We start from the raw sequence: 22598 nt of genomic DNA, 5'->3' as shown, positions 1-22598 counted from the left end.
TTACGATGGCTTTTCTATTGGCTGAAACATGGCTTATATCCATCTGGATATTTAGAAAAATAAAGAGGATGTGTAGCTGTAATTAAGATCAAGCTAGAAAAGAATGATCTTTATTGGAATTTTATTTTATCATGGCTATATTTTTTGATTGTTGCGACCTGATTAGCCATGTCTTTTGATATTAAAGTGACTCAACAGCCTCAAGCTGAATTTCATCCGCAGCACAAAAAACTAAATCAATTGATTGAACGGATTGAACAACAAAAGCAAGATTTAAAGCTTTGGCAAAATGCACAAAGTGAAATCCAGAGTTATTTGCAGCAAAAATTAGTCCCGATTTATCGTGATTTACATACGATTTTATTCAAGCAACTTGAGCAATTGTGGGCACATTTACAACAGCAAGACTTTTCAAAAGCTGATTTAGAACAACTCGATCACAAACTTACTCAACTTGCCAAGCGACTAAAAAAATCATCGTATTTAAATACAGCACAACTGCAAAAAGTTGTAGAAGTTCACATATTTTATCAGCAAGATCACTTATATAATAAGTCGAAGAAAGCAAAGAAAAAGTCAATTTTTGAAAATGAACAAGTCGTAGAAAACGAAAATCAGTATTCAAACTTTGAAAATGTAGAATATGACTTTAATCAATTTGAAGATTGGGACAATGAAAAGTTTCAGCGTGAACGTGAAGAGCATCAACGGAAGCGCTTACAACAAAAACGTGAGCAAGCTGAGAAGTTGGCGGAGCAATCTTTAAAAACGGTGTATTTAAAAATTACGGCGATGATTCATCCTGACCGTGAACCTGATGAAGTTAAGAAGTTAGAAAAGACAGAGCTTCAGCAAGTGGTGAATCAAGCTTATGAACAACAAGATTTGTTCTATTTATTAAAGCTACAATTACAGCTTGAAATCAATCAAGGGAAAAGTCCAAAGGCTTTGACGGATGAGCATTTGAAGTTTTATAAAATGGCATTGGATGCACAAAGTCAGCGTTTAGCGAGTCAGATCGATGATATTACCGATCGTTTTCACTGGAGTGAAAAGCCGAAGCCAAAAAATATACAGGTGAAAGATGTGTATAAGGTGATTGATGCGGATGTGGTGGCGTTAAAAGAACAAATAAAGTGGGAAAAGGAACGTTTGAAATATATGGGGAAAGTAAAAGGGTTGGAAGTGTTGTTGGGGAATGGGGTACTTTGATGTTTTTTATTAAAAGTACGTTTCCCTCTCCTGAGCAAATTTTAAAGCACTGCTTTAAAATTTGCTCAGGAGAGGGACTTCATTGCGAAACTCATACAGACATTAAATCCAATGATGTTCCCTTTCTTTGTGGTGAAGGGGCAGTGATGTGTGCTAATAAAAACGGAGAGTTTAAATCTCTTTCAAAAGCTCCACCACGGTATTTGTATATAAGCATAAGTTAATTTCTACTAGACTATATTTCATATCTATATGATTGTTTTATCAGAGAATTCAAGGCGTATTATTAAATCAATTTAATCCCTCCCAACCTCCCTTTAAAAAGGGAGGAGCTGTCACGTAATTCATTAAATCACATGACATTTCCCTCTTTTTCAAAGAAGGGTTAGGGGAGATTTAAAAAACTCAAGAAACCGAATCATCCAAATTCGGCGCTAACCAACGTTTCGCCTCATCCAACGTCCAACCTTTACGCTTTGCATAATCTTCTAGCTGATCGCCTGCAATTTTGCCCACGTTAAAGTACTGGCTTTCAGGGTGTGCATAGTAGAAACCGCTGACAGATGAAGGTGGCCACATTGCAAAGCTAGTGGTCAATTGCGTACCAATCTTGTCAGTCGAACCGAGCCAGTCAAACAATGGCGCTTTTTCAGAATGCTCAGGGCAAGCAGGGTAGCCCGGTGCAGGACGGATTCCCACATACTTCTCTTTAATCAATTCTTCATTGCTTAAAGTTTCAGATGCTTGGTTGCCCCAGAACTCTTTACGGATGCGCTCATGCAAATGCTCCGCAAATGCTTCGGCAAAACGGTCACCTAATGATTGCGCCAAAATTGCAGAGTAGTCATCGCCTTTGGCTTTGTACTCATTCGCCATTTCTTCTGCGCCAAAGATGGATACCGTGAAACCGCCCAAGTAATCTTCCGCAACACCTTTAGGCGCAACAAAGTCAGCCAATGACAAGTTTGGTTTACCTGTAACCTTATCTGATTGTTGACGCAAATGATGGAAAGTATGCGTCACGGCTTGCCCATCTTCTGTATAAACTTCAACAGAATCTGCAGCAGAACGGTTGGCAGGGTAAATACCAAAGACAGCACGTGCATCAAAACGTTTGTTATCGATGATGTCTTTTAACATGTCTTGTGCTTGGTTGTACAAGTCAGTTGCTGCTTCACCGACCACTTCATCTTTTAGAATTGCAGGGAATTTACCCGCCAAGCTCCAAGAGATAAAGAACGGTGTCCAGTCAAAGTATTCCACCAAAGTTTCCAATGGATAATTGGTCAGCGTTTGCGTACCAATAAAGTTTGGCTTCGCAGGTTTATTCGCTGCAAAGTCAATTTTCAAACCATTTTCAATCGATTCTGCATAAGACAGCTTAGCGGCTTTCGGCTGTTTGTTGGCAATACGTTCACGCACTTTTTCATATTCAGCACGGGTTTCTGCTACAAACTTCGGCTTCATTTCTTTAGAAAGTAGTGTGGTTGCTACACCTACGGCACGAGAAGCATCAGCAACATAAATCACTGCATCATTTGAATATTGCGGGTCAATTTTTACAGCTGTATGTGCTTTAGAAGTCGTTGCACCACCAATCATGAGTGGAACATTAAAGCCTTTACGTTGCATCTCTTTGGCAACAAAGACCATTTCATCCAAAGACGGTGTGATCAGACCGGACAAGCCGATGATATCAACTTTCTCATCAATCGCAGTTTGCAGAATTTTCTCCGCAGGCACCATCACGCCAAGGTCGACAATGTCATAACCATTACAACCAAGAACTACGCCTACAATATTTTTACCGATGTCATGTACGTCACCTTTCACGGTTGCCATCAGGACTTTACCCTTAGATTGGCCAGCTGTTTTTTCCGCTTCAATGAACGGGTTCAGCCAAGCTACAGCCTGTTTCATGACACGTGCAGATTTCACCACTTGCGGCAGGAACATTTTGCCTGAACCGAACAAGTCACCAACCACGTTCATGCCGTCCATCAGCGGACCTTCAATCACATCGAGTGGACGTTTAGCTTTCAGGCGTGCTTCTTCAGTATCTTCATCAATGAAAGTGGTGATGCCTTTAACGAGGGCATGTTCAAGACGTTTCTCAACTGGAAGTTCACGCCATTCCAAGTTTTCAACTTGTTTTTGCGCTGCGCCTTGACCGCGGTATTTCTCAGCCACTTCAAGCAGCTTTTCTGTTGCTTCTTGATGGCTTTCACCTTGGTTTTGGTTCAAGATCACATCTTCAACTGCTGCTTTTAGTTCAGCGTCAATATCATCATAAATCGCCATTTGACCTGCGTTTACGATCCCCATGGTCATGCCTTGCTTAATGGCATGGTAGAGGAAGACCGAGTGAATCGCTTCACGGACTGGCTCGTTGCCTCGGAATGAGAAGGATACGTTCGACACACCACCTGAAATCATCGCATGCGGCAAGTTTTGCTTGATCCAACCTGTCGCTTCAATAAAGTCCACAGCATAGTTGTTGTGTTCTTCAATCCCTGTTGCAACAGCAAACACGTTCGGGTCAAAAATGATGTCTTCAGCAGGGAAGCCCACTTCATTAACCAACACATCATAAGAACGCTTGCAGATTTCTTTTTTACGTGCGGCAGTATCTGCCTGACCTTGTTCATCAAAGGCCATGACAATCACGGCAGCGCCATACTGACGGCATAGGCGTGCTTTATGCACAAACTCGTCATAACCCTCTTTGAGTGAGATCGAGTTAACAACCGCTTTACCTTGTACGCATTTCAAACCTGCTTCAATGATGTCCCATTTAGATGAGTCGATCATGATTGGCACACGTGAAATTTCAGGCTCAGACGCTACTAGATTTAAGAAATGTACCATCGCACCTTGCGAGTCGAGCATCCCTTCATCCATGTTGATGTCGATAATCTGCGCGCCAGCTTCAACTTGTTGCTGTGCAACATCTAAAGCTTCGGCAAAGTTTTCTTCACGGATTAGGCGTAAGAATTTTTTAGATCCTGTGACGTTGGTACGTTCACCGACATTCACAAACAGCGAATCTTCGGTAATGTTGAAAGCTTCTAAACCACTTAAACGGCAAGCAGGTTTAGTTTCAGGCACGCTGCGTGGTGCAATGTCTTTGACTGCATTGGCAATGGCACGAATATGATCGGGCGTGGTGCCACAACAGCCGCCTGTAATATTAATTAAACCACTTTCAGCAAACTCTTTAATAAAGGCAGCGGTTTGTTCAGGCGTTTCATCATAACCACCAAAGGCATTCGGTAAGCCAGCGTTTGGATGTGCAGAAACAAAGGTATCGGCAACATCTGCAATGGTTTTGACGTGTGGACGCATGGCATCTGCACCTAAGGCACAGTTGAAACCAATAGATAACAAGTCGCCGTGACGTACAGAGTTCCAGAATGCTTCAGCGGTTTGACCTGTCAATGTACGGCCAGAGGCATCGGTAATCGTACCTGAAATCATCAATGGCAATTCATAGCCGATTTGTTTAAAGACTTCTTTGACTGCAAAAATTGCTGCTTTACAGTTTAAGGTATCGAATACAGTCTCAATCAGCAGAATGTCCGCACCGCCTTCAATGAGGGCATGTGCAGCTTCAATATAATTTATTTTTAATTCATCAAAGGTAATATTACGAAACGCAGGGTCGTTTACATTCGGTGAAATAGAGCAAGTGCGTGAAGTCGGCCCAAGCACCCCTGCAACAAAACGCGGCTTTTCAGGGGTTGAGTATTTTTCACAAGCGGCTTTTGCAATGCGTGCTGCTTCACGGTTGATCTCTGTAACCAAATCTTCCATATGATAGTCAGACATCGAAACACGTGTGCCATTGAAACTGTTGGTTTCAATGATGTCTGCGCCAGCATCCAAATAGGCTTCATGAATGCCTTGAATGATTTGTGGTTGAGTTAAGACCAAAAGGTCATTGTTGCCTTTTAAATCCGATGCCCAGTCGGCAAAACGCTCACCACGATAGTCGGCTTCTTCAAGTTTATGACGCTGAATCATGGTACCCATTGCACCATCAATAATCAGAATCCGTTGAGCAAGTAGCTCTTTTAAGGTGGTAAGCGTGGACATAAATAACCCAATCCGATGGAATATAAAATCGGCATATATGTTAGCAGAATTCACATCAGTTTTATTGCTATTCATGCCACTTGGCGATGGAAAATATTTTTTATTGATTTTGTGGAGAATTGGGACGCTTTTTTGTTTGAAATTTCATCGAAATGTCATGATAGGTCGCTATGCTTAGTTTGCAAAAATAAAATTATGACATTTTTTATGGCAAATATTACAAATATTTCAAATTGTTGAAATATTTAAATGAATATAAATTGCAGGTTTAAAGCATGGTAATTGTTTGATTTTTTATGATTAAGTATCAAATACAGATATTCTTAGCCCATTTATTATCTGATAATTAGGCAGAAATGTTGCTTTATATGACAGCTATTTGTCATATAATTGTCACAATTTAATTGAACAATAAGCGCATTCTATCATCCGCTTAAAACGTCTGCATGAATTCTAATTTACCTCCCGTTTCAGATTCATCACAATCGTCGCATTCAAGTAAATCGACGAATGTTCATGTTCCGACACCCAAGTTTTTTATGCCGGTGTTTTTAACGCTTATTATTTCAACACTTATTTATATCGGTGTTCAGCTTTCTGCTGATTTGGCACATGTGCCACCTTTGAGCTTATATTCTGTTGTACTGCTTGCAACAGCTTTGTTCATTGCATTGGGGTTTGAGTTTGTCAATGGTTTTCATGACACAGCCAATGCCGTTGCAACAGTGATTTATACCAACGCACTTCCTGCACCTGTGGCAGTGATGTGGGCGGGTTTCTGTAATTTCCTTGGGGTAATGGTAGCAAGTGGTGCCGTAGCCTATGGGATCATTGCATTATTGCCTGTTGAATTGATTATGAATGTTGGCAGTGGCGCAGGTTTTGCCATGGTCTTTGCGATGCTGATTGCTGCAATCATGTGGAATTTAGGAACATGGTTCTTAGGCATTCCTGCATCAAGTTCACACACTTTGATTGGTTCTATTCTCGGTGTGGGGATCATGAACTACATTTTGCATTCTTCTAGTGGTGCAAGCGGTGTAGACATGGATCAAGTCATGAAAGTCGGTAAAGCACTTTTATTCTCTCCATTGATTGGTTTTGCTTTTGCAGCAGTTGTTTTCTTGATCGTTAAAAAGATTTTTAAGAAACAACTTGAGTTATTTCAACCACCTGAAGGTAATAAACCACCACCACCATTAATTCGTGCGATTTTGATTTTCACTTGTACAGGTGTGAGTTTTGCACATGGTTCAAATGATGGGCAAAAAGGTATGGGCTTGATCATGTTGATTTTGATCGGTTTGGTGCCATTGGCTTATTCTTTGAATAAAAATTTAGATCAGCAACATTTACAATCTTTCTCACAGTTGTCTGAACAAACTGCGACTGCAATTTATGCACAGCATTCAGATATTCCAGATGAGCAAGCGCGTAATACCATTACCAAATATATTCAAACCAAAGAAATTACGCCTGAAGTCGTACCTGCTTTGGCAAGTTTGACCGATCATTTAGGTGAGCGTGTTGGCAAGTTTGGTGATTTAAAAGATATTCCTGAAGCTGAAGTTTCATCTTTACGTAATGACATGTACTTGAGTACAACTGCATTTAAACGTTTGGATAAAGCTGAACAATTGCCAAAAATGGATGCAGCCCAAGCAAAAACTGTTAAAGAATATCGTAGTAACTTAGATTCGTTCTTACAATATATTCCAACTTGGGTGAAAGTTGCTGTTGCGCTTGCCTTAGGTCTAGGCACAATGGTGGGTTGGAAGCGTATTGTCGTGACTGTAGGTGAGCGTATTGGTAAACACCATATGACCTATGGTCAAGGGATGTCTGCTGAACTTGTTGCAATGTCAACGATTGCTGCTGCAGATGGTTTTGGTATGCCTGTATCAACTACACACGTCTTGAACTCTGCGGTTGCAGGTACAATGGTGGCAAATAAATCAGGTTTGAACTTTAATACAGTGAAAACAATTTTGTCAGCGTGGATTTTTACATTACCTGCAACGATTTGTTTATCTGGTGCATTGTATTGGTTGTTATTAAAAGTTTTTTGATCTTTAAATTAAAAATAAAAAAACGCTGCAATTGCAGCGTTTTTTGTGTCTTATGAATTATTTGTTTTCCTTGCCAAAGTGCTTTTTGAACGGCAACTTATCATGGGCAAAACCATAAATCGCTGCAAATGGCAGGGCAGTACGTGCTAAATAGGCAACTCGCCATAAACCACCATGATTTGCACCATCCATAATCAATTCTAAAGGGTGAGCAATGAATGTGTCAGGATTTGCGACTGCTTCAGGATTTTTTAAATCATGAATCCACAATGCTGCCATGATGGCATTGGTTGTTTCGGGTGAAAATGCTTCTACATCAAATAAACTTGCCCCGTTAAATGCCGCTTTGAGCAAGGGATTCTTGGTGACTGAAGCTGTTGTGGTTGAGGGGGCAATATTAATACTAACGCGTTGTCCGTGATGACGTGCGAGTGTTGCTCGCCATTGTTGAATACGTTTTGCCAAGGCATAGTTTGGGCCTTGTTCTACCACTAAACAGTCTGCGACGCCATAAGATTGACCATTGTCAGAGTTGATTAATTGTTGATGATTCGCTTTAAATAATTGCTTCATGGATACTGCGGCAATCCCTTTACTCAGCCATTTTTCAGCTGAAGAGCGTGACTGATATTTTTCAGTCGCTGCTTGAATCACTTCTTTGGGTACAGCGTAGACATCTGTAGGCGTACACATATACATCAATGAACTGTCAGGTTTTTGTGCACTGACATAGCTCATAATGCTGTCCATTGCCATGGAAACACGGACATGCTTTTCACCATCAAGATAGGCGATAGCAGCCAAATCTAAAGTATTGGGATTTTGTGCTAACCATTGCGCGATTTCAGGTGTTTGCGTCAATAAGTTTACACCGAGCTTATTTTTAAGTTCATCTATGGATAAATTTTCAGCCAATGACTCAGTGCTTGGTGCATATAAAGTGGCATTCCCTTGTTGGATGGTGTTGAGAATTTTTTGCCAAACCTTAGCATTGGGTAAATCAATTGCAATGATATTAGTTTTCCATTTTGCCAACCAAGTGAGTGGTCCTGCTTCAGATGCAGCACCAAACAACACCATGGTACGATCAGATAAATCAAACCATTCAGGATGAGCAATAACATTACGCAAAGCCTTGGCATGGCTTGGTTCAACAATACCATTATTTTCCCAAGTTTGAATTTGCTCAAGCAGTGCTTGTCCCTGTAATTTTTTCCCACGATAAGGCACATACCATTCAGGTGCGGCAGTACTTTGTCCTTGTAAACGCACAGTATGCAAAGGCTGGATTTTGGGCACAGCCATGAAATCTTTGAGTGCATAAGACTGCCCATCACGATAAAATTCAAAACGATGATGTGCTTTGGCTAAACCTTGTTTGGCAATGGTAATCGGTGCATTGATTGAAGCAATACCTTGTGTCACCAATGCTTTAAAATGGCGAGGATAATTTTTACGCCAATTTTTTTCGTTTAAAACTTTTTGAGCACTCTCTTGATCGATCAATGACAAAGCTTCGGCAATAATTTCTTTTCCGAGTGAAGAGGTACTGGCTTTTTGAGATTCAGGATCAAGTGGGAAGTGTAAACCGTCAAGTGAAGTGGACATGCAAAAAATCTCTATTTTTTCATCATTAATATACAGATGTATACATTATCCACGCCAAGTTTAAATATACGGTGGCAATTTCTGCCAAAATCGCCCCGTTGGCAATAAAATAATTTGCATAAATATAATAAAAAAGCCTCTATGTATAGAGGCTTTAGATTTAGCAACGTCCTTTTTTTGCTTGTCCAGGCGGGCAAAAATCGCCATGATCGCGGTCATGATAATGTCCATCTGGGTCAACAACAACGCTGCCTGCAGGTGTATGTACGGCGCATGCGCTTAATGAAATTAAAAAAGCAGCGGTACATAAGCTCAGTATTTTCTTCATGTATTTTTTCCTTTTGCTATTATTTATTCTTATATAAATACCGTAAATTTAAAAAAATAATAGCGGATTTTTGGCATGAAATTGTAAGTCTAGCGATGACTCAAAATATAGTATTGGTGTAATATTAAAGTTGTATAGTTGCGCCCAATGCTTTAATAAACTGTGCCATCCATGCAGGATGTGCAGGCCATGCAGGTGCAGTGATTAAATGTCCATCAGTCACCGCTTCAGTTACAGCTATCTCCGCATATTGACCACCTGCAAGTTTAACTTCTGCTGCACAGGCAGGATAAGCAGAGCACAAACGACCTTTTAGTACATCCGCAGCAGCTAAGATCTGAGCGCCATGACAAACTGCAGCAATAGGTTTTTGTGCTGTATCAAACTCACGAACGATTTCAAGGATACGTGCATTCATGCGTAAGTACTCAGGTGCTCGACCACCCGGAATCACTAAACCGACATAGTGAGCAGTATTGACTGCTGAAAAATCAAAATTGAGTGCAAAATTGTGCCCACGCTTTTCACTATAGGTTTGTTCGCCTTCAAAATCATGAATGGCTGTTGCGACAGTATCACCTGATTTTTTTTCAGGACAAACAGTATGCACGGTATAGCCTAAGCCAGTCAAAAATTGGAAAGGCACCATAGTTTCATAATCTTCGACATAGTCACCGACCAACATTAAAATTTGTTTTGACATGTAATTTCCCTCTTTTCACTCGATCATTGTTATACATTGAACATAGCAGATTGAGCTGACACTTTTAATCAGACCAATGGATAAAATGTGTTGCACAACGAGAAAGTCTTTTTAAAAATATCTTTTTGATCTTTAAACTACATGGCAAGTTACTAAAATACATAAAAATTATTTTGATTTCTTATTCTTAATTAAGTTTTTAGGATTAATATCAGGTCACTTAGAAAAAATATTAAGGATATCAAGTATCAATGTTTAAATCTTTTTTTCCAAATCCCAAATGGTTTTTTAATTCATTGCTCATTTGGTTCATCATTAATTTAGTGTTGTGGTATAGCGGTGGTAAATCTTGGGGGGAGTTGATTGGTTTTCCGCAAGCGTATGCGACTACAGAATTACCCATTAGTGTGACACGTTTTTGGTCAGCACAGTTCCTTTGGTTTTATCTTTGGTTCTTTGTTTCAACTGCGCTATTTGCAGGGTTTTGGAAATGGAAGTCGAATAATCAATGGCAAGCGTGGTCAGTATGGGGTTCTGCGTTTATCTTGTTTAATGTTTGGTTTGGAGTGCAAGTTTCTGTTGCGATCAATGCTTGGTATGGCCCATTTTGGGATTTGATTCAAAAGATGCTCAGTAGTGGCGGGGGCAATATTCAAGACTTATATATGGGGACATTAACCTTCTTAATGATTGCCATGGTCGCTGTTACTGTTGCTGTGATGAATTCGTTTTTTGTCAGTCATTATATTTTTCGTTGGCGTACAGCAATGAATGAATATTACACAGCACATTGGGAGAAGTTGCGTCATGTAGAAGGTGCATCACAGCGTGTACAAGAAGATACCATGCGTTTTGCCACAACTTTAGAGTCGTTAGGCGTAAGTTTTATTAAAGCAATTATGATTTTAATTGCATTTTTACCTGTATTAATTGAACTTTCTAAACATGTTCCTGTATTGCCTGTGATTGGTGAAATTAAATATTCGCTCGTTTGGGCCGCAATCGGTTGGGCAGTTTTCGGTACATTTTTATTAATGGTAGTTGGGGTGAAATTACCTGGCTTAGAGTTTAATAATCAAAAAGTAGAGGCAGCCTATCGTAAAGAATTGGTCTATGGTGAAGACTATGCAGACCGTGCACAACCTGCGACTTTAAAGGAATTGTTCCAAAACGTGCGTAAAAACTATTTTCGTTTATATTTTCATTATGCTTATTTTAATATGGTGAGCACGTGGTATGCGCAGCTTGATATTTTGTTTAGTTTGGTGGTGTTATTTCCATCAATTGCAGCGGGAACCATGACTTTAGGTTTATTAAATCAAATTGGTAATGTATTTGATAAGGTACGAGAATCATTTCAATATTTGATTAGTTCATGGAAAACCATCATTGAGCTATTGTCGATTCATAAACGTTTAAAAGCTTTTGAATCTGTTCTAGAGGAAAAATAAGTGTTCCATGACAAAAAAGAGAGCATAGGAACATGCTCTCTTTTTTATTTATCCTTCAATGACATTATTATAATGTCACTTTTGACTCGTTACAGCCCATAAAGAACCTTGTTCGGTATTCTGTTGGCGATCTTTTGCTTGTTGATAAAATCTGAAAAATGCCCATGCTGCCACCAATGCAACAAAATCAATCCAAAACGTTGTACCGCCGTAGACAGAAATCCCACTACTCGGGATATAGGTCCCGATTAAACTGGTCAATGGCATCAACATTAAACACATTGCAATCGTCATCAACAAGATGGGTAATGCTTTGGCATACCCTTTGATAAATGTAAATACAATACAAGCCAAAAAAATCAGATAATAACCATACATAAAAAAGTGATTGCTGCTATTTAACACAACATATTGGAAAATGATACGACTGAGCATCAGCGTTGCAACAATGGCTAAAATACAGCCTAAGCATGTTCCGATAGTTAAATTTGCGAGAAATACCACATCTTTACGCTGAGTTGGAATAGGGTCTTGCGCACGTTTTTGTTTGCGTGCACGCGTTTCGACCCACAACATATTTCCTGAATAAAACAAAAATGCACCACCAATACCTAAGATTAAGTACAGCCAACGCACTGTAAAGCCACCAAAACTACCGAAATGTAAACTAAACATGGCATTAACGAGTTTTTCACTGGTGCCGTTTTGGGTATTGATGCCGCTAGCATCCAATTTTTCTACTGCATAGGGATTCATGCGCATAAAGTCTTGTGATGCACCGCGTAACATTTGATCGGGGCTATATAATGCAATACGTGCAGCCGCTTTTTGTGGTTGATCTAAATTGCTAAATTGAATGTAATCCACTCGATACTCAGGTGCAGTTTGATGAATCTTGTTCAAAATCTGCTGAATATCAATTTTATGATGAGAGATATGGATCACTTCTTTGGCTGGTGGGCTAAAAACAGGTTTGCCTTTGAGTGCCAACGCGCCCAAAGCATCATAGAATAAATCATGAAATGCAAATACAATCACAGATGCACTGATGAGAATATGAAAGGGTAAACTGGTAATGCCTACAACATTATGTGTGTCTAACCAAAAACGCTTTTTGTTTTTACCAGGACGAATGACAAAATAATCTTTGATTAATGTCGGTAATAAAATGATTAACCCTGACATGAGTGCCAAAAAGTATAAAACAGCAACAATACCCATGACATAGACCCCAAAAGCATGATGTCCAAGCATGCCAGGGATACCGGCTGTTTCATGTAACTGTTCAATTAACCAACCTGCTTTGGCAAGATTTTCTTGTTGTACGATCAATTCTCCTTGTTCACTTAAACTCGCAAGCCACGTGTTTTGTGCGGTATTAAAACCCTCACCTCGACTTTTTTCACTCCATGACAATGGAGCAAAATGATATTCATTCGAATTAAAGTTGAGGGTAAAACTGTTTGCTGTTGCAGGGTATTTTTCTTGTACCTGTTGAATAAGCTGCCCATATTGATGCACTTGAATGTGTGGAAGCTGCTGTTTTTCAGGCGTTGCCCATTGGCTAATTTGATGCTGAAACATACTTAGCCCCCCTGCAAAAAAGCAGATGAACAGCAAAATGCCAGCACTGACACCAACCCATGTATGCAAGTTTTTGGCAATTTTCATAAGGTCTGAACGAATTTTCATACTAAGCCCTTAATCCAAAAAGTAAACTAAAGGCAATTACATTGGCGATACTGAAAAATAGTAGAGCCTGTTTGCCTGTTCGACATAAGTAACTCAGAAAAAATAACGGTAACCAAAACCATGCGATACACCACATTGCAATTTGTGCAATTGTGGCTTGTGCTAAAAAATGAAGTCCGATCACTAGCACCAAACTTGCCAAGGCAATCGATAGACTCAGCCCCAAAAATGCGCCAACAAGCGTTTTTGTCCACCAATCGGGCTGCATAGGGCGTTGTATTTTTGTTTTCATGGCAATCATTTCCGTTTAAATAAGCTTAAAAATGGAGCAAAAGACCAAACAGTAATTAACAACATGACCCAAATTAGACAGGCAACAAGTTTCGGTAAGCTAATGATCAGTAAGACTAAGCTGATCATTAATGCACTCATACCTAGCCATTTGAATAATGGAGGTAGCGGTTTAGCGAATAGGTTTTGATTGTAGTGGCTGCTATAGATGCTAAAAGCACCTAAAAAGACAAAGCAAATGCCTAAAATTTTCATGTTGAATCAACACGGAGATATGTATATTTACAATATAGTATACATAAATGATAATCATTATTAAATAGTAAAAAGAATTATTTATGTTTTGTTTGTCGCTTATACAGAAGGTCAAATCATCAGAGAAACGGATTTAACCTGCTATTGAACAGTATTTTTGTTATAGTGCATCACCAAAATGATGCTGATTTTTGCTTGAGGAATGAGAACGCATGAATTCAACTGTGCCCACAGCTAAAAAAAGTCATACAAAACTTTTATTTATTCTCAGTTTAGGTATTCTGATTCTAGTCACACTGATTGCTCTGGTATTTTTTGCTGCAAAAAATGATGCTGAAAATCAAAAGGAATATGATCGTATCCGCCAACAGCAAGCTGAAAAAATTGAATTTCAAAAACAGCAACAAAAAATTCAGCAAGTCATAGACACAAAACAAACTGTCAGTGAATCTTAAATAAAGATTGATAAAAAAACCGCTCAACATTGAGCGGTTTTTTGACACGAAACAAATTCAAAATTATTTGTTTTTGTCTTTTAATTGAGGAACAGCAGAACCTGTACCGACAGCCAATAAACCTGCACCTGTATAGATACCCAATTTTGCACGTGTATCTGTGATGTCAAGGTTACGCATCGTTAATTGACCAATACGATCCATAGGCGTGAACATTGAATCGCCTTTTTCCATAGTTAAGCGTTCAGCTTCATAGGTCAAGTTTTCAGATTCAGTGTTCATGATGGTATAGTCATTACCGCGACGAAGTTCTAAAGTTACAGTACCTGTAATTGCTTTAGCCACCCAACGTTGTGCAGTTTCACGAAGCATCAACGCTTGAGAATCGAACCAACGACCTTGGTACAATAAACGACCTAAACGTAAACCGTTAATGCGGTATTGTTCGATGGTGTCTTCGTTGTGAATACCAGTTACAAGGCGTTCATAAGCGATGTGAAGCAGTGCCATACCTGGAGCTTCATAAATACCACGAGATTTCGCTTCGATGATGCGGTTTTCGATTTGATCCGACATACCTAGACCATGACGACCACCAATGCGATTTGCTTCAAGGATCAATTCAACAGGATCTTCGATACGTTTGCCATTTAAAGCAACAGGGAAGCCTTCTTCAAAAGTAATGGATACTTCTTCAGCATCAATTTTTACGTCTTCTTTCCAGAATGCAACGCCCATGATTGGATCAACGATTTTGATACCCGCATTTAAGTATTCAAGATCTTTTGCTTCGTGTGTTGCACCTAACATATTCGAGTCAGTTGAATATGCTTTTTCTTTTGACATTTTGTAATCAAAACCATTGTCGATCAAGAATTGTGACATTTCTGCACGACCACCAAGCTCATCGATGAACTGTTGGTCTAACCATGGTTTGTAAATTTTAAGTGCTGGATTAGTCAATAAACCATAACGATAGAAACGTTCAATATCGTTACCTTTATAAGTTGAACCATCACCCCAGATGTTCACGTCATCTTCTTTCATGGCAGTGACAAGCATTGTACCTGTGACTGCACGACCAAGCGGAGTTGTGTTGAAGTAAGGAACGCCACCAGTGCTGATATGGAATGCGCCACATTGAATTGCAGCAATACCTTCCAATGCAAGTTGTAAACGGCAATCGACCAAGCGAGCTTTTACCGCACCGTAAGCTTCTGCTTTACGTGGGATTGCATCATAGTCATCTTCATCAGGTTGACCTAAGTTTGCAGTATATGCATAAGGTTCAGCGCCTTTTTGTTTCATCCACAATAAAGCAGCTGAAGTATCTAGACCACCAGAGAAAGCGATACCTACTTTTTTGCCTACTGGTACATGCTGCAAGATCGTTGCATTATCAGTCATTGCTATTCCTAACTTTTACGAATATTGGTACACGCATGGGTGTACCGAAAAAAATTATATGGGCGATATGATAGCACTTTTTAATGCACTTGTTTTCCTTATCAAAACGGCAATTTAAAAATATATTCATTTTTTAAATGGAAAATTTGTTTTGCTTACTAGGGATGATTTAGCTTTGCGATTAAATGCTTACTTATTTTTCTTGAGAGATGTGAAAGCACATGCATGGATCAGCTTTGAGAATGGATCTGTATCAATATCGGCTGGTAGCACGAGGGTATAACGATAAATTTTGCTACAGATATATACAGTTGTTATACGAGATTCATCATTAAATTCTTCTCCATCCACTGTGGATTTTAAATCACGTACAAAACTTTGGACTTCATGTGTTCGATGTTTAGAGGTGAAAATGGCAAATGGACCTTCTCCTTCAGTATTAAGTGCATAGCCATGTTCATCACTGAATTGATCCATGAGCGAATCTTTTTGAAAATAAGCAATGATGTTGTCTTCTTTTTTATCATAATCAAAACTTTCTAGATTGGTTGACCAAAGGTGCTGTTTAATTTTTTTGCGAAAACGTTTGAAAAACTTTTTGTAGCTTACTGGTGAATAAAAAATATAGTCATAACCTGTGATGTGCATGATATTTCCTTATTTACAATTGATCATTCAAACCAATAAACTGTTTCTCAATGGGTGTAAATACATGATCATTGCGTGCAATGAGGTATAAGCCTATGTCACGATATGGTTTAGGAATTTCAAGATAATGCTCAATGTGATATTTCTTTGCAACTGTTTTGGTCACCATCGCAATCCCTAGACCCAATTGCGTAAAATTAACAAGAGATTCATAATCATTGATATGGGTTTGTTCGCCGCGTTCGATTTGAAAATCTTGAAATAATTTATCGAGCATTGACCAATAACAACAATCTAATGAAGTATATAAAATATTCTTCTTATGTAAGGCATCATTGATGTTTTGATAGCGATGTAAATCTTTACCAATGACTACGAGTTCATCTTCAGCTTTATGAATATAATGCAGACTTTTATGATTTGGGTGCCCCAAAACATAGGCAATATCGATATTTCCATACAAAACTTCGTCTTCAATGAAACCCGTTGAGCCTGTTTTCATTGTGATTGAAATGTCTAAATAAGTTTCACAAAGTTGCTTAAAAGAAGGGTAGAAACGCATACCACCCAAACTCGTATTGGTACCAAAACGCAATTTTTTTTCTTGTTGGTAAATCTTATTTTCAGTTTCTTCCCAAGTGAACATCATTTTTTTATATTGCTGATACAAATCAATACCTGATTCAGTTAATTCTACGCCTTTAGGTTTACGTATAAATAGCTGACGTTTATAGTGATTTTCAATTTTTTTAATTTTAGCGGTCATATTTGACTGTAAATAATTGAGCTTATTGGCAGCTGCAGAAATGCTTTTCAGTTCTGCAACAGTCACAAAGGACTTAATATCACCCATGTCAATATTCATTGTAATACCTCAATTATTTATTTTCGCTTGATTCATCAAACAATGCTTTCTCACTTAAGTTTGATTATTGCATGAACGCACAGTAGAAAAACCACACATCAAAAAAAATGATGTATACATTAAAACATAACATTATTCATGATGTCATTTATTATTTAAACTGCATCTAATTTCCATCTAATGAGTGCGACAAATGAATATCAAAGTTGTGAGTGCAATTGCTGTATTGTGCTTGATTTGGGGCTCATTATGGGGCGTTGTTAAACATGTTTTGCAAATCTTCCCGCCATTTTTATTTATTTCAGTTCGTTTGCTTTTGGCGGCATTGACTTTAATGCTCGCGCAGAAACTGATACAGAAATCCATCTTACCTAAACGTAATGAGTGGAAAAAACTTATTATTTCAAGTTTTTTGATGTGTTTTGGTTTTTATGCAACTCAAACTTTTGCCATGCAATTCGTTGATTCGGGTCTGTCAGCAGTCTTGGTATTTACGATGCCTATTTTTGTCGGAATATTGGCACACTTTATTTTAAAAGAACGGTTGAACTCACAAAAAATGCTCGGCTTGCTTTTCGGCTTTTTAGGATTAACAGCAATTCTTTGGCCACAGTTGCAACATTTACATTTGAATATGGCATTGCTTGGTCAAGTGTGTTTGATTCTATCAGGCTTTTTCTGGGCAATGACGACTGTTTATATTAAAAAGAATTTTGCGAATTATGACAAAATCAAATTGACGATTTGGCAAATGTTGCTCGGTGGGGTGGTGTTGCTTATCGGATCTCTAACATTTGAAACTGTTGATCCGAAAGTATGGCTGAATCCATTGAATGATTCACTCTTGCTTTATATTGCCGTGGTTGGTACAGGTGCTGCATTTGCATTGTGGAATTGGATTGTGAGTCAAGTTGATACTTTTGTGGCATCCATTTCCGTAATGAGTATCCCAATTCTCAGTTTATTTTTCGGCTATGTGTTGTGGCACGAGCCATTAACATTTTATATTTGGACAGGGGCGATTTTGATTGCTGTGGGGATTTTATTTAGTGCTTTAAAACCCAAAATTCTGTTCACTACTAAGTAATGCGTATTTTTAAATATTGATATTCAAAGCTTAGATTAAATGTTCAACAGATAAGTTCCATTTATTTTTTAACTTTGAAAGCACTTAGCTTTAAATCCAAAGCATTAATTTGACCTCATAAAACAGTTTTGTTGCAATATAAAGAAGTTTTTATGAAAAACTGAGTAAAGTTCATTCTCAATCTTTAAAAACTTCATGCTACAATATGCGCCAATCTTAGCACGGCTTAAAAGCCCTACATTTCATAGGACCTCGCTAATGTTTGCCAATATCTCTATTGCTGAATTTGACCCTGAATTAGCGCAAGCAATCTCGAATGAAGATGCTCGCCAAGAAGCGCATATTGAGTTAATCGCTTCTGAAAACTATTGCTCACCAGCAGTAATGGAAGCACAAGGCTCAAAACTCACTAACAAATATGCAGAAGGCTACCCAGGCAAACGCTATTATGGCGGTTGTGAATATGTAGACGTGATCGAACAATTGGCGATTGATCGTGCTAAAGAGCTTTTTGGTGCTGACTATGCAAACGTTCAACCGCATGCAGGTTCTCAAGCAAACTCAGCAGTTTACCTTGCACTTCTTAACCCAGGCGATACAGTTCTTGGGATGAGTCTTGCTCACGGTGGTCACTTGACGCACGGTGCAAAAGTAAGTTTCTCAGGTAAAACATATAATGCGATTCAATACGGTTTAAATCCAGAAACTGGTGAAATCGATTATGAAGAAGTTGAACGTTTAGCTGTAGAACATAAACCACGTATGATCGTGGCTGGTTTCTCTGCTTATAGCCAAATCGTAGATTGGCAACGTTTCCGTGAAATCGCGGACAAAGTTGGCGCTTACTTATTCGTAGATATGGCTCACGTTGCAGGTCTTGTTGCTGCGGGTGTTTACCCAAGCCCAGTGCAAATTGCTGATGTCACAACAACGACGACACATAAAACTTTACGTGGTCCACGTTCAGGTTTAATCCTTGCTAAAGCAAATGAAGAAATTGAGAAAAAACTTCAATCTGCTGTATTCCCTGGTAACCAAGGTGGTCCTTTAGTTCATGCAGTTGCTGCGAAAGCAATTTGTTTTAAAGAAGCAATGGCTCCTGAGTACAAAGCTTACCAACAACAAGTTGTGAAAAACGCACAAGCAATGGCTGAAGTGCTAATTGAGCGTGGTTATGACGTTGTATCTGGTGGTACTAAAAACCACTTGTTCCTATTGTCTTTAATTAAACAAGACATTACAGGTAAAGATGCTGATGCATGGTTGGGTGCTGCTCACATTACAGTGAACAAAAACTCTGTACCAAATGACCCACGTTCTCCATTTGTGACTTCAGGTATTCGTATTGGTACTCCTGCTGTCACAACTCGTGGTTTCGGTGAAGCTGAAGTACGTGACCTTGCAGGTTGGATCGCAGATATTTTAGATGCGAAAGGTGATGAAGCAGTAATTAATGCAGTGAAAGCGAAAGTTGAAGCTGTATGCGCTAAATTCCCTGTTTATGCAAAATAAGCATTGACTTGAGAAAGCCCCCTCAAGGGGGCTTTTTTTATAGCTTTAAAAAAGTGAGTGGATTATTCAATTGTCATAATTTCTGTTATAAGTGGAAGTTAGACATTAAATTTTTATTGCTGTTGCTCGTTCATCATATAAATTAAAGGAAGTGAAGTACATGGCTCAACCGAAGATTGTAATTACAGAACAAGATTTACATCGTTTAGAAACGATGCTTGAACATCAAACTAAATTAACACCCACAATGGAACATTTAGAAGATGAGTTGGCACGTGCAGATGTGGTTGCACCACAGGATATTCCTGCCAATATTGTGACGATGAATGCCAAAGTGTTGATTACAATTGCGCCTGCAACAGAAGCAACAGAAATTACTTTGGTGTATCCACATGACTTTAAAGGGGATAAAGGTCAAGTCAATATTCTTGCCCCAATTGGTGCTGCGATTATTGGCTTAGCTGAAGGTCAGGAAATTGAATGGCCACAACCCGATGGTCACACCATGAAAGTCAAAATTGAAAAAGTTCTGTATCAACCTGAACGTGAAGGGAAATTTATTTAAGTATTTAAAGCCATCATCATGATGGCTTTATTATGAGAATCATCATTTGCTACAACAGTAGGCACTTCACTATCTTGAAAGCATTTTTATTTTTAAACACAATTAATTAAATCCATAGATGAAAGCTTTACATTATCTGCCTTTAAATTGTGGAGCACGACGTTGTAACATTGCCATCACACCTTCTTGTGCGTCTTGTGAACCAAGTAATGGGCTGAGCAATTCTTGTAGATTGGCAAAAGCTGCTTCGGGACTTTGTAGAAATGCTTGATGCGCCGATTTGAGCGTTGCTTGTACTGCAAGTGGGGCAGCTTGAGCGATCCGTTCAGCCAGTTCAATCGCACGGATTAATTGGTTATTGCCTTCGACTACTTCTGTGACTAAGTTCATTTCATAAGCGGTTTGTGCATAGAATAAATCACCTGTCAGGATATATTTCATGGCTTTTGCCCAACCTGCAGCCTGTACAAAACGCACTGTTGCACCTCCAAAGGGTAAAATGCCACGTTGTACTTCAATTTGAGTAAATCGGGTATTTTCATTGGCAACCACAATGTCCGAGTTCAACATAAGTTCAATACCTGCAGTATAGCAGTAACCTTGTACCGCTGTGACTAACGGTTTACTGCGTTGCCGACCGACTGTACCCCAAGGATTGACAATATCATGATGAAAATTGAATACACCGTCAGCAAGTTTAGGTTGTAACTCGACTAAATCTAAGCCAGCAGTGAAATGGTCACCATGTGCGAAAATCACAGCACAGCGTAGTTCAGGATTATTTTCATATTCCGTCAATGCTAATGATAAATCTTCAATCATGTAACTGTCGAAAGCATTGCGTTTAGTGGTACGGTCGAGTCCAATTAAAAAAATATGACCACGGATTTCACGGCTCACTTTTCCTTGTACTGACATTATTATTCTCTCTTTTATAGTGTTGAGTGTGGTGTGTGATTTAAGTTTTAATGGGTTATGAGAAAACTGTCAAATTCAAAAATGTGACGATTACGCTTATAGTGCCTGTTGATGTTATTGAAAATAGTAGCGTGAGATGTGTTGGCGAGCGTAATTGAGAAAAGTGTATAGACATCAAAGGATGTGGAGATAAATTACGGCATAAATATGCATAATCCTGCGAATTAGACTTGCATTCACAGTGTATTTTTTCATAATAAGCACTTCTTCCTTAGGGTAGCCCACGTATGTCCCCATTAGAAATATTTTCCGTGATCATTAGTGTCATCGGGGTGGCATTGACCATAAAACGAAGTATGTGGTGTTGGCTGTTTAACTTTCTTGCCTTTATTTTATATGCCTATTTATTCTACGAATATAAACTGTATGGTGAAACCATTTTACAGTTTTTGTTTATTATGGTGAATTTTTACGGTTTTTATCAATGGCTTAAAGGTAAACAACAAGATCATGAGATTCGTATTGAGCCCATCGCTATAAAGTTGGTTGTAGGGCAAATGATTTTAGCTGCTGTGGGTGGTTTTGTTTTTGGCTGGTCATTACATCATTTTACAGATGCCGCTTTGCCTTGGTTGGACTCACAGTTGGCCGCATTTAGTTTGTTAGCGACTTATTGGACTAGCCGTAAACATATTGCAACTTGGGTTTTATGGGTTTTCGTTGATATTATTTATGTGGGTATGTTTATTCACAAAGATTTATTTCTCACTGCAGGTTTATATGCGGCATTTGTGGCAATGGCAGCCTTTGGATGGTGGCAATGGACACAGGTCAAACAAAAGCAACAGCTCAAGCTGAGTACTTAAAGGTCACAGGCTATGTTGATTGATTTGATTGCGATGCAAAAGCAAAAGTTTCAACAACTTGCAGACAAAATTAAGGCTCAACCTGAATGTTATTTAAATTTTGACTCATTGGCAGATTTTTATCATGCAGCATGGCTAAATGATTTTCCAAAGGGGACGACATGGACAGTCACGGGCTTAGACGATGGTGCTGATGAGTTTGATATTCGTATTGAATATCGGGATATATATTTAATCATTGAATATTCATCACAATATAAGATTTATACTGGCAAAAATAACAGATTTGAGAAGATTTTGAGTGATTCCAAGGAAGACTAAATCACAAAAGCGCTGCTGAGTTGAATAATTAAATTTATGATTTTATTTATAAAGTCTATCTTTTTATTCAGAAATACAGTACATATTATTTATTATTGATGCATGCTTTAAACACTGATCATCGTGATCATTTTATTATGCAAAATAATTCATATTATTTTTTTATATGTGTGAGGCTTTGTTGCACAAAGATTTGAAATGCAAAGCGCCCCTAATTGATCCAAATTTAAGGCGTAACTTGGGTAAGTGG

21 protein-coding genes are annotated in these 22598 nt (G+C 38.7%); 9 read left to right on the top strand and 12 right to left on the bottom strand.

Annotation, left to right across the window (positions count from 1 at the left end; all coding sequences use genetic code 11):
* Positions 1-168: 168 nt before the first annotated feature.
* Positions 169-1212, top strand: coding sequence for a molecular chaperone DnaJ (locus HX129_RS00100; protein ID WP_286435843.1), 1044 nt, complete (start codon positions 169-171; stop codon positions 1210-1212).
* A 405-nt stretch (positions 1213-1617) separates the two neighbouring features.
* Here the strand turns inward: HX129_RS00100 and metH are convergent, their stop codons facing one another.
* Positions 1618-5307 carry a methionine synthase gene (gene metH, locus HX129_RS00095; RefSeq protein WP_286435841.1) on the bottom strand — a complete coding sequence of 1230 codons (3690 nt, stop codon included), beginning with the start codon at positions 5305-5307 and terminating at the stop codon, positions 1618-1620.
* A gap of 446 nt (positions 5308-5753) precedes the next feature.
* Here metH and HX129_RS00090 point away from each other — a divergent pair, with 446 nt between their 5' ends.
* Positions 5754-7376 carry an inorganic phosphate transporter gene (locus HX129_RS00090; protein ID WP_130072988.1) on the top strand — a complete coding sequence of 541 codons (1623 nt, stop codon included), beginning with the start codon at positions 5754-5756 and terminating at the stop codon, positions 7374-7376.
* Between the two features lie 57 nt (positions 7377-7433).
* Here HX129_RS00090 and HX129_RS00085 read toward each other — a convergent pair whose 3' ends face one another.
* The 4 genes from HX129_RS00085 to HX129_RS00075 form a co-directional block, all read right to left on the bottom strand.
* Positions 7434-8984: a hypothetical protein gene (locus HX129_RS00085; RefSeq protein WP_286435839.1), complete on the bottom strand. Its 1551-nt coding sequence runs from the start codon at positions 8982-8984 to the stop codon at positions 7434-7436.
* 60 nt (positions 8985-9044) lie between these two features.
* On the bottom strand, positions 9045-9203 hold the full coding sequence (locus HX129_RS00080) for a hypothetical protein (RefSeq protein WP_194088751.1): 159 nt from the start codon (positions 9201-9203) through the stop codon (positions 9045-9047).
* The gene (locus HX129_RS17760) at positions 9145-9312 is read right to left on the bottom strand and encodes a hypothetical protein (protein ID WP_165353036.1); all 168 of its coding nucleotides are present in this window, start codon (positions 9310-9312) and stop codon (positions 9145-9147) included. The genes HX129_RS00080 and HX129_RS17760 overlap by 59 nt, the downstream gene beginning before the upstream one ends.
* A 124-nt stretch (positions 9313-9436) precedes the next feature.
* The gene (locus tag HX129_RS00075; RefSeq protein ID WP_130072986.1) at positions 9437-10015 is read right to left on the bottom strand and encodes a DJ-1/PfpI family protein; all 579 of its coding nucleotides are present in this window, start codon (positions 10013-10015) and stop codon (positions 9437-9439) included.
* 251 nt (positions 10016-10266) lie between these two features.
* Between HX129_RS00075 and sbmA the strand changes: the two genes are divergently transcribed.
* Positions 10267-11466 (top strand): peptide antibiotic transporter SbmA, encoded by a 1200-nt coding sequence (gene sbmA, locus HX129_RS00070; protein WP_286435837.1) that lies wholly within the window; start codon positions 10267-10269, stop codon positions 11464-11466.
* A 75-nt stretch (positions 11467-11541) separates the two neighbouring features.
* On the opposite strand, the gene HX129_RS00065 is transcribed toward sbmA, so the two are convergent.
* The 3 genes from HX129_RS00065 to HX129_RS00055 are packed head-to-tail and all read right to left on the bottom strand — an operon-like array spanning position 11542 to position 13704.
* Positions 11542-13158, bottom strand: a complete 1617-nt coding sequence (locus HX129_RS00065; protein WP_286435835.1) for a PepSY-associated TM helix domain-containing protein — start codon at positions 13156-13158, stop codon at positions 11542-11544.
* Position 13159: 1 nt separating this feature from the next.
* Complete coding sequence (locus HX129_RS00060) at positions 13160-13450, bottom strand: hypothetical protein (RefSeq protein ID WP_174493093.1); 291 nt, start codon at positions 13448-13450, stop codon at positions 13160-13162.
* 5 nt (positions 13451-13455) lie between these two features.
* Positions 13456-13704 carry a hypothetical protein gene (locus HX129_RS00055; protein ID WP_286433101.1) on the bottom strand — a complete coding sequence of 83 codons (249 nt, stop codon included), beginning with the start codon at positions 13702-13704 and terminating at the stop codon, positions 13456-13458.
* 212 nt (positions 13705-13916) lie between these two features.
* On the opposite strand from HX129_RS00055, the gene HX129_RS00050 reads away from it, so the two are divergent.
* Positions 13917-14159, top strand: a complete 243-nt coding sequence (locus HX129_RS00050) for a hypothetical protein (protein ID WP_286435833.1) — start codon at positions 13917-13919, stop codon at positions 14157-14159.
* Positions 14160-14222: 63 nt separating this feature from the next.
* Here HX129_RS00050 and argG read toward each other — a convergent pair whose 3' ends face one another.
* The 3 genes from argG to HX129_RS00035 all read right to left on the bottom strand — a co-directional run bounded on the left by argG (position 14223) and on the right by HX129_RS00035 (position 17079).
* The gene (gene argG, locus HX129_RS00045) at positions 14223-15566 is read right to left on the bottom strand and encodes an argininosuccinate synthase (protein WP_286433100.1); all 1344 of its coding nucleotides are present in this window, start codon (positions 15564-15566) and stop codon (positions 14223-14225) included.
* A 189-nt stretch (positions 15567-15755) separates the two neighbouring features.
* On the bottom strand, positions 15756-16214 hold the full coding sequence (locus tag HX129_RS00040; RefSeq protein WP_286433099.1) for a hypothetical protein: 459 nt from the start codon (positions 16212-16214) through the stop codon (positions 15756-15758).
* 13 nt (positions 16215-16227) lie between these two features.
* Entirely contained in the window at positions 16228-17079 is an 852-nt protein-coding gene (locus HX129_RS00035) for a LysR family transcriptional regulator (RefSeq protein WP_130072979.1), read from the bottom strand.
* A 193-nt stretch (positions 17080-17272) separates the two neighbouring features.
* On the opposite strand from HX129_RS00035, the gene HX129_RS00030 reads away from it, so the two are divergent.
* From HX129_RS00030 to rnk, 3 genes are all read left to right on the top strand, one after another.
* On the top strand, positions 17273-18166 hold the full coding sequence (locus HX129_RS00030) for a DMT family transporter (protein ID WP_286435831.1): 894 nt from the start codon (positions 17273-17275) through the stop codon (positions 18164-18166).
* 258 nt (positions 18167-18424) lie between these two features.
* Positions 18425-19678 carry a serine hydroxymethyltransferase gene (gene glyA, locus HX129_RS00025; RefSeq protein WP_130072977.1) on the top strand — a complete coding sequence of 418 codons (1254 nt, stop codon included), beginning with the start codon at positions 18425-18427 and terminating at the stop codon, positions 19676-19678.
* Between the two features lie 160 nt (positions 19679-19838).
* Complete coding sequence (gene rnk / locus HX129_RS00020) at positions 19839-20243, top strand: nucleoside diphosphate kinase regulator (protein WP_130072976.1); 405 nt, start codon at positions 19839-19841, stop codon at positions 20241-20243.
* 132 nt (positions 20244-20375) lie between these two features.
* Here the strand turns inward: rnk and HX129_RS00015 are convergent, their stop codons facing one another.
* Positions 20376-21161, bottom strand: coding sequence for a crotonase/enoyl-CoA hydratase family protein (locus HX129_RS00015; RefSeq protein ID WP_372404172.1), 786 nt, complete (start codon positions 21159-21161; stop codon positions 20376-20378).
* A 287-nt stretch (positions 21162-21448) separates the two neighbouring features.
* Between HX129_RS00015 and pnuC the strand changes: the two genes are divergently transcribed.
* Together pnuC and HX129_RS00005 are read left to right on the top strand one after the other, a co-directional pair.
* Positions 21449-22027: a nicotinamide riboside transporter PnuC gene (gene pnuC / locus HX129_RS00010; protein ID WP_130072974.1), complete on the top strand. Its 579-nt coding sequence runs from the start codon at positions 21449-21451 to the stop codon at positions 22025-22027.
* Between the two features lie 12 nt (positions 22028-22039).
* Complete coding sequence (locus HX129_RS00005; RefSeq protein ID WP_130072973.1) at positions 22040-22348, top strand: hypothetical protein; 309 nt, start codon at positions 22040-22042, stop codon at positions 22346-22348.
* Positions 22349-22598: the final 250 nt, after the last annotated feature.

This window comes from Acinetobacter sp. 251-1, assembly GCF_030329305.1.
GTDB lineage: Bacteria > Pseudomonadota > Gammaproteobacteria > Pseudomonadales > Moraxellaceae > Acinetobacter > Acinetobacter piscicola_A.
The sequence above is the reverse complement of the archived record's forward strand: the minus strand, read 5'-3'. Positions and strand labels throughout refer to the sequence as shown.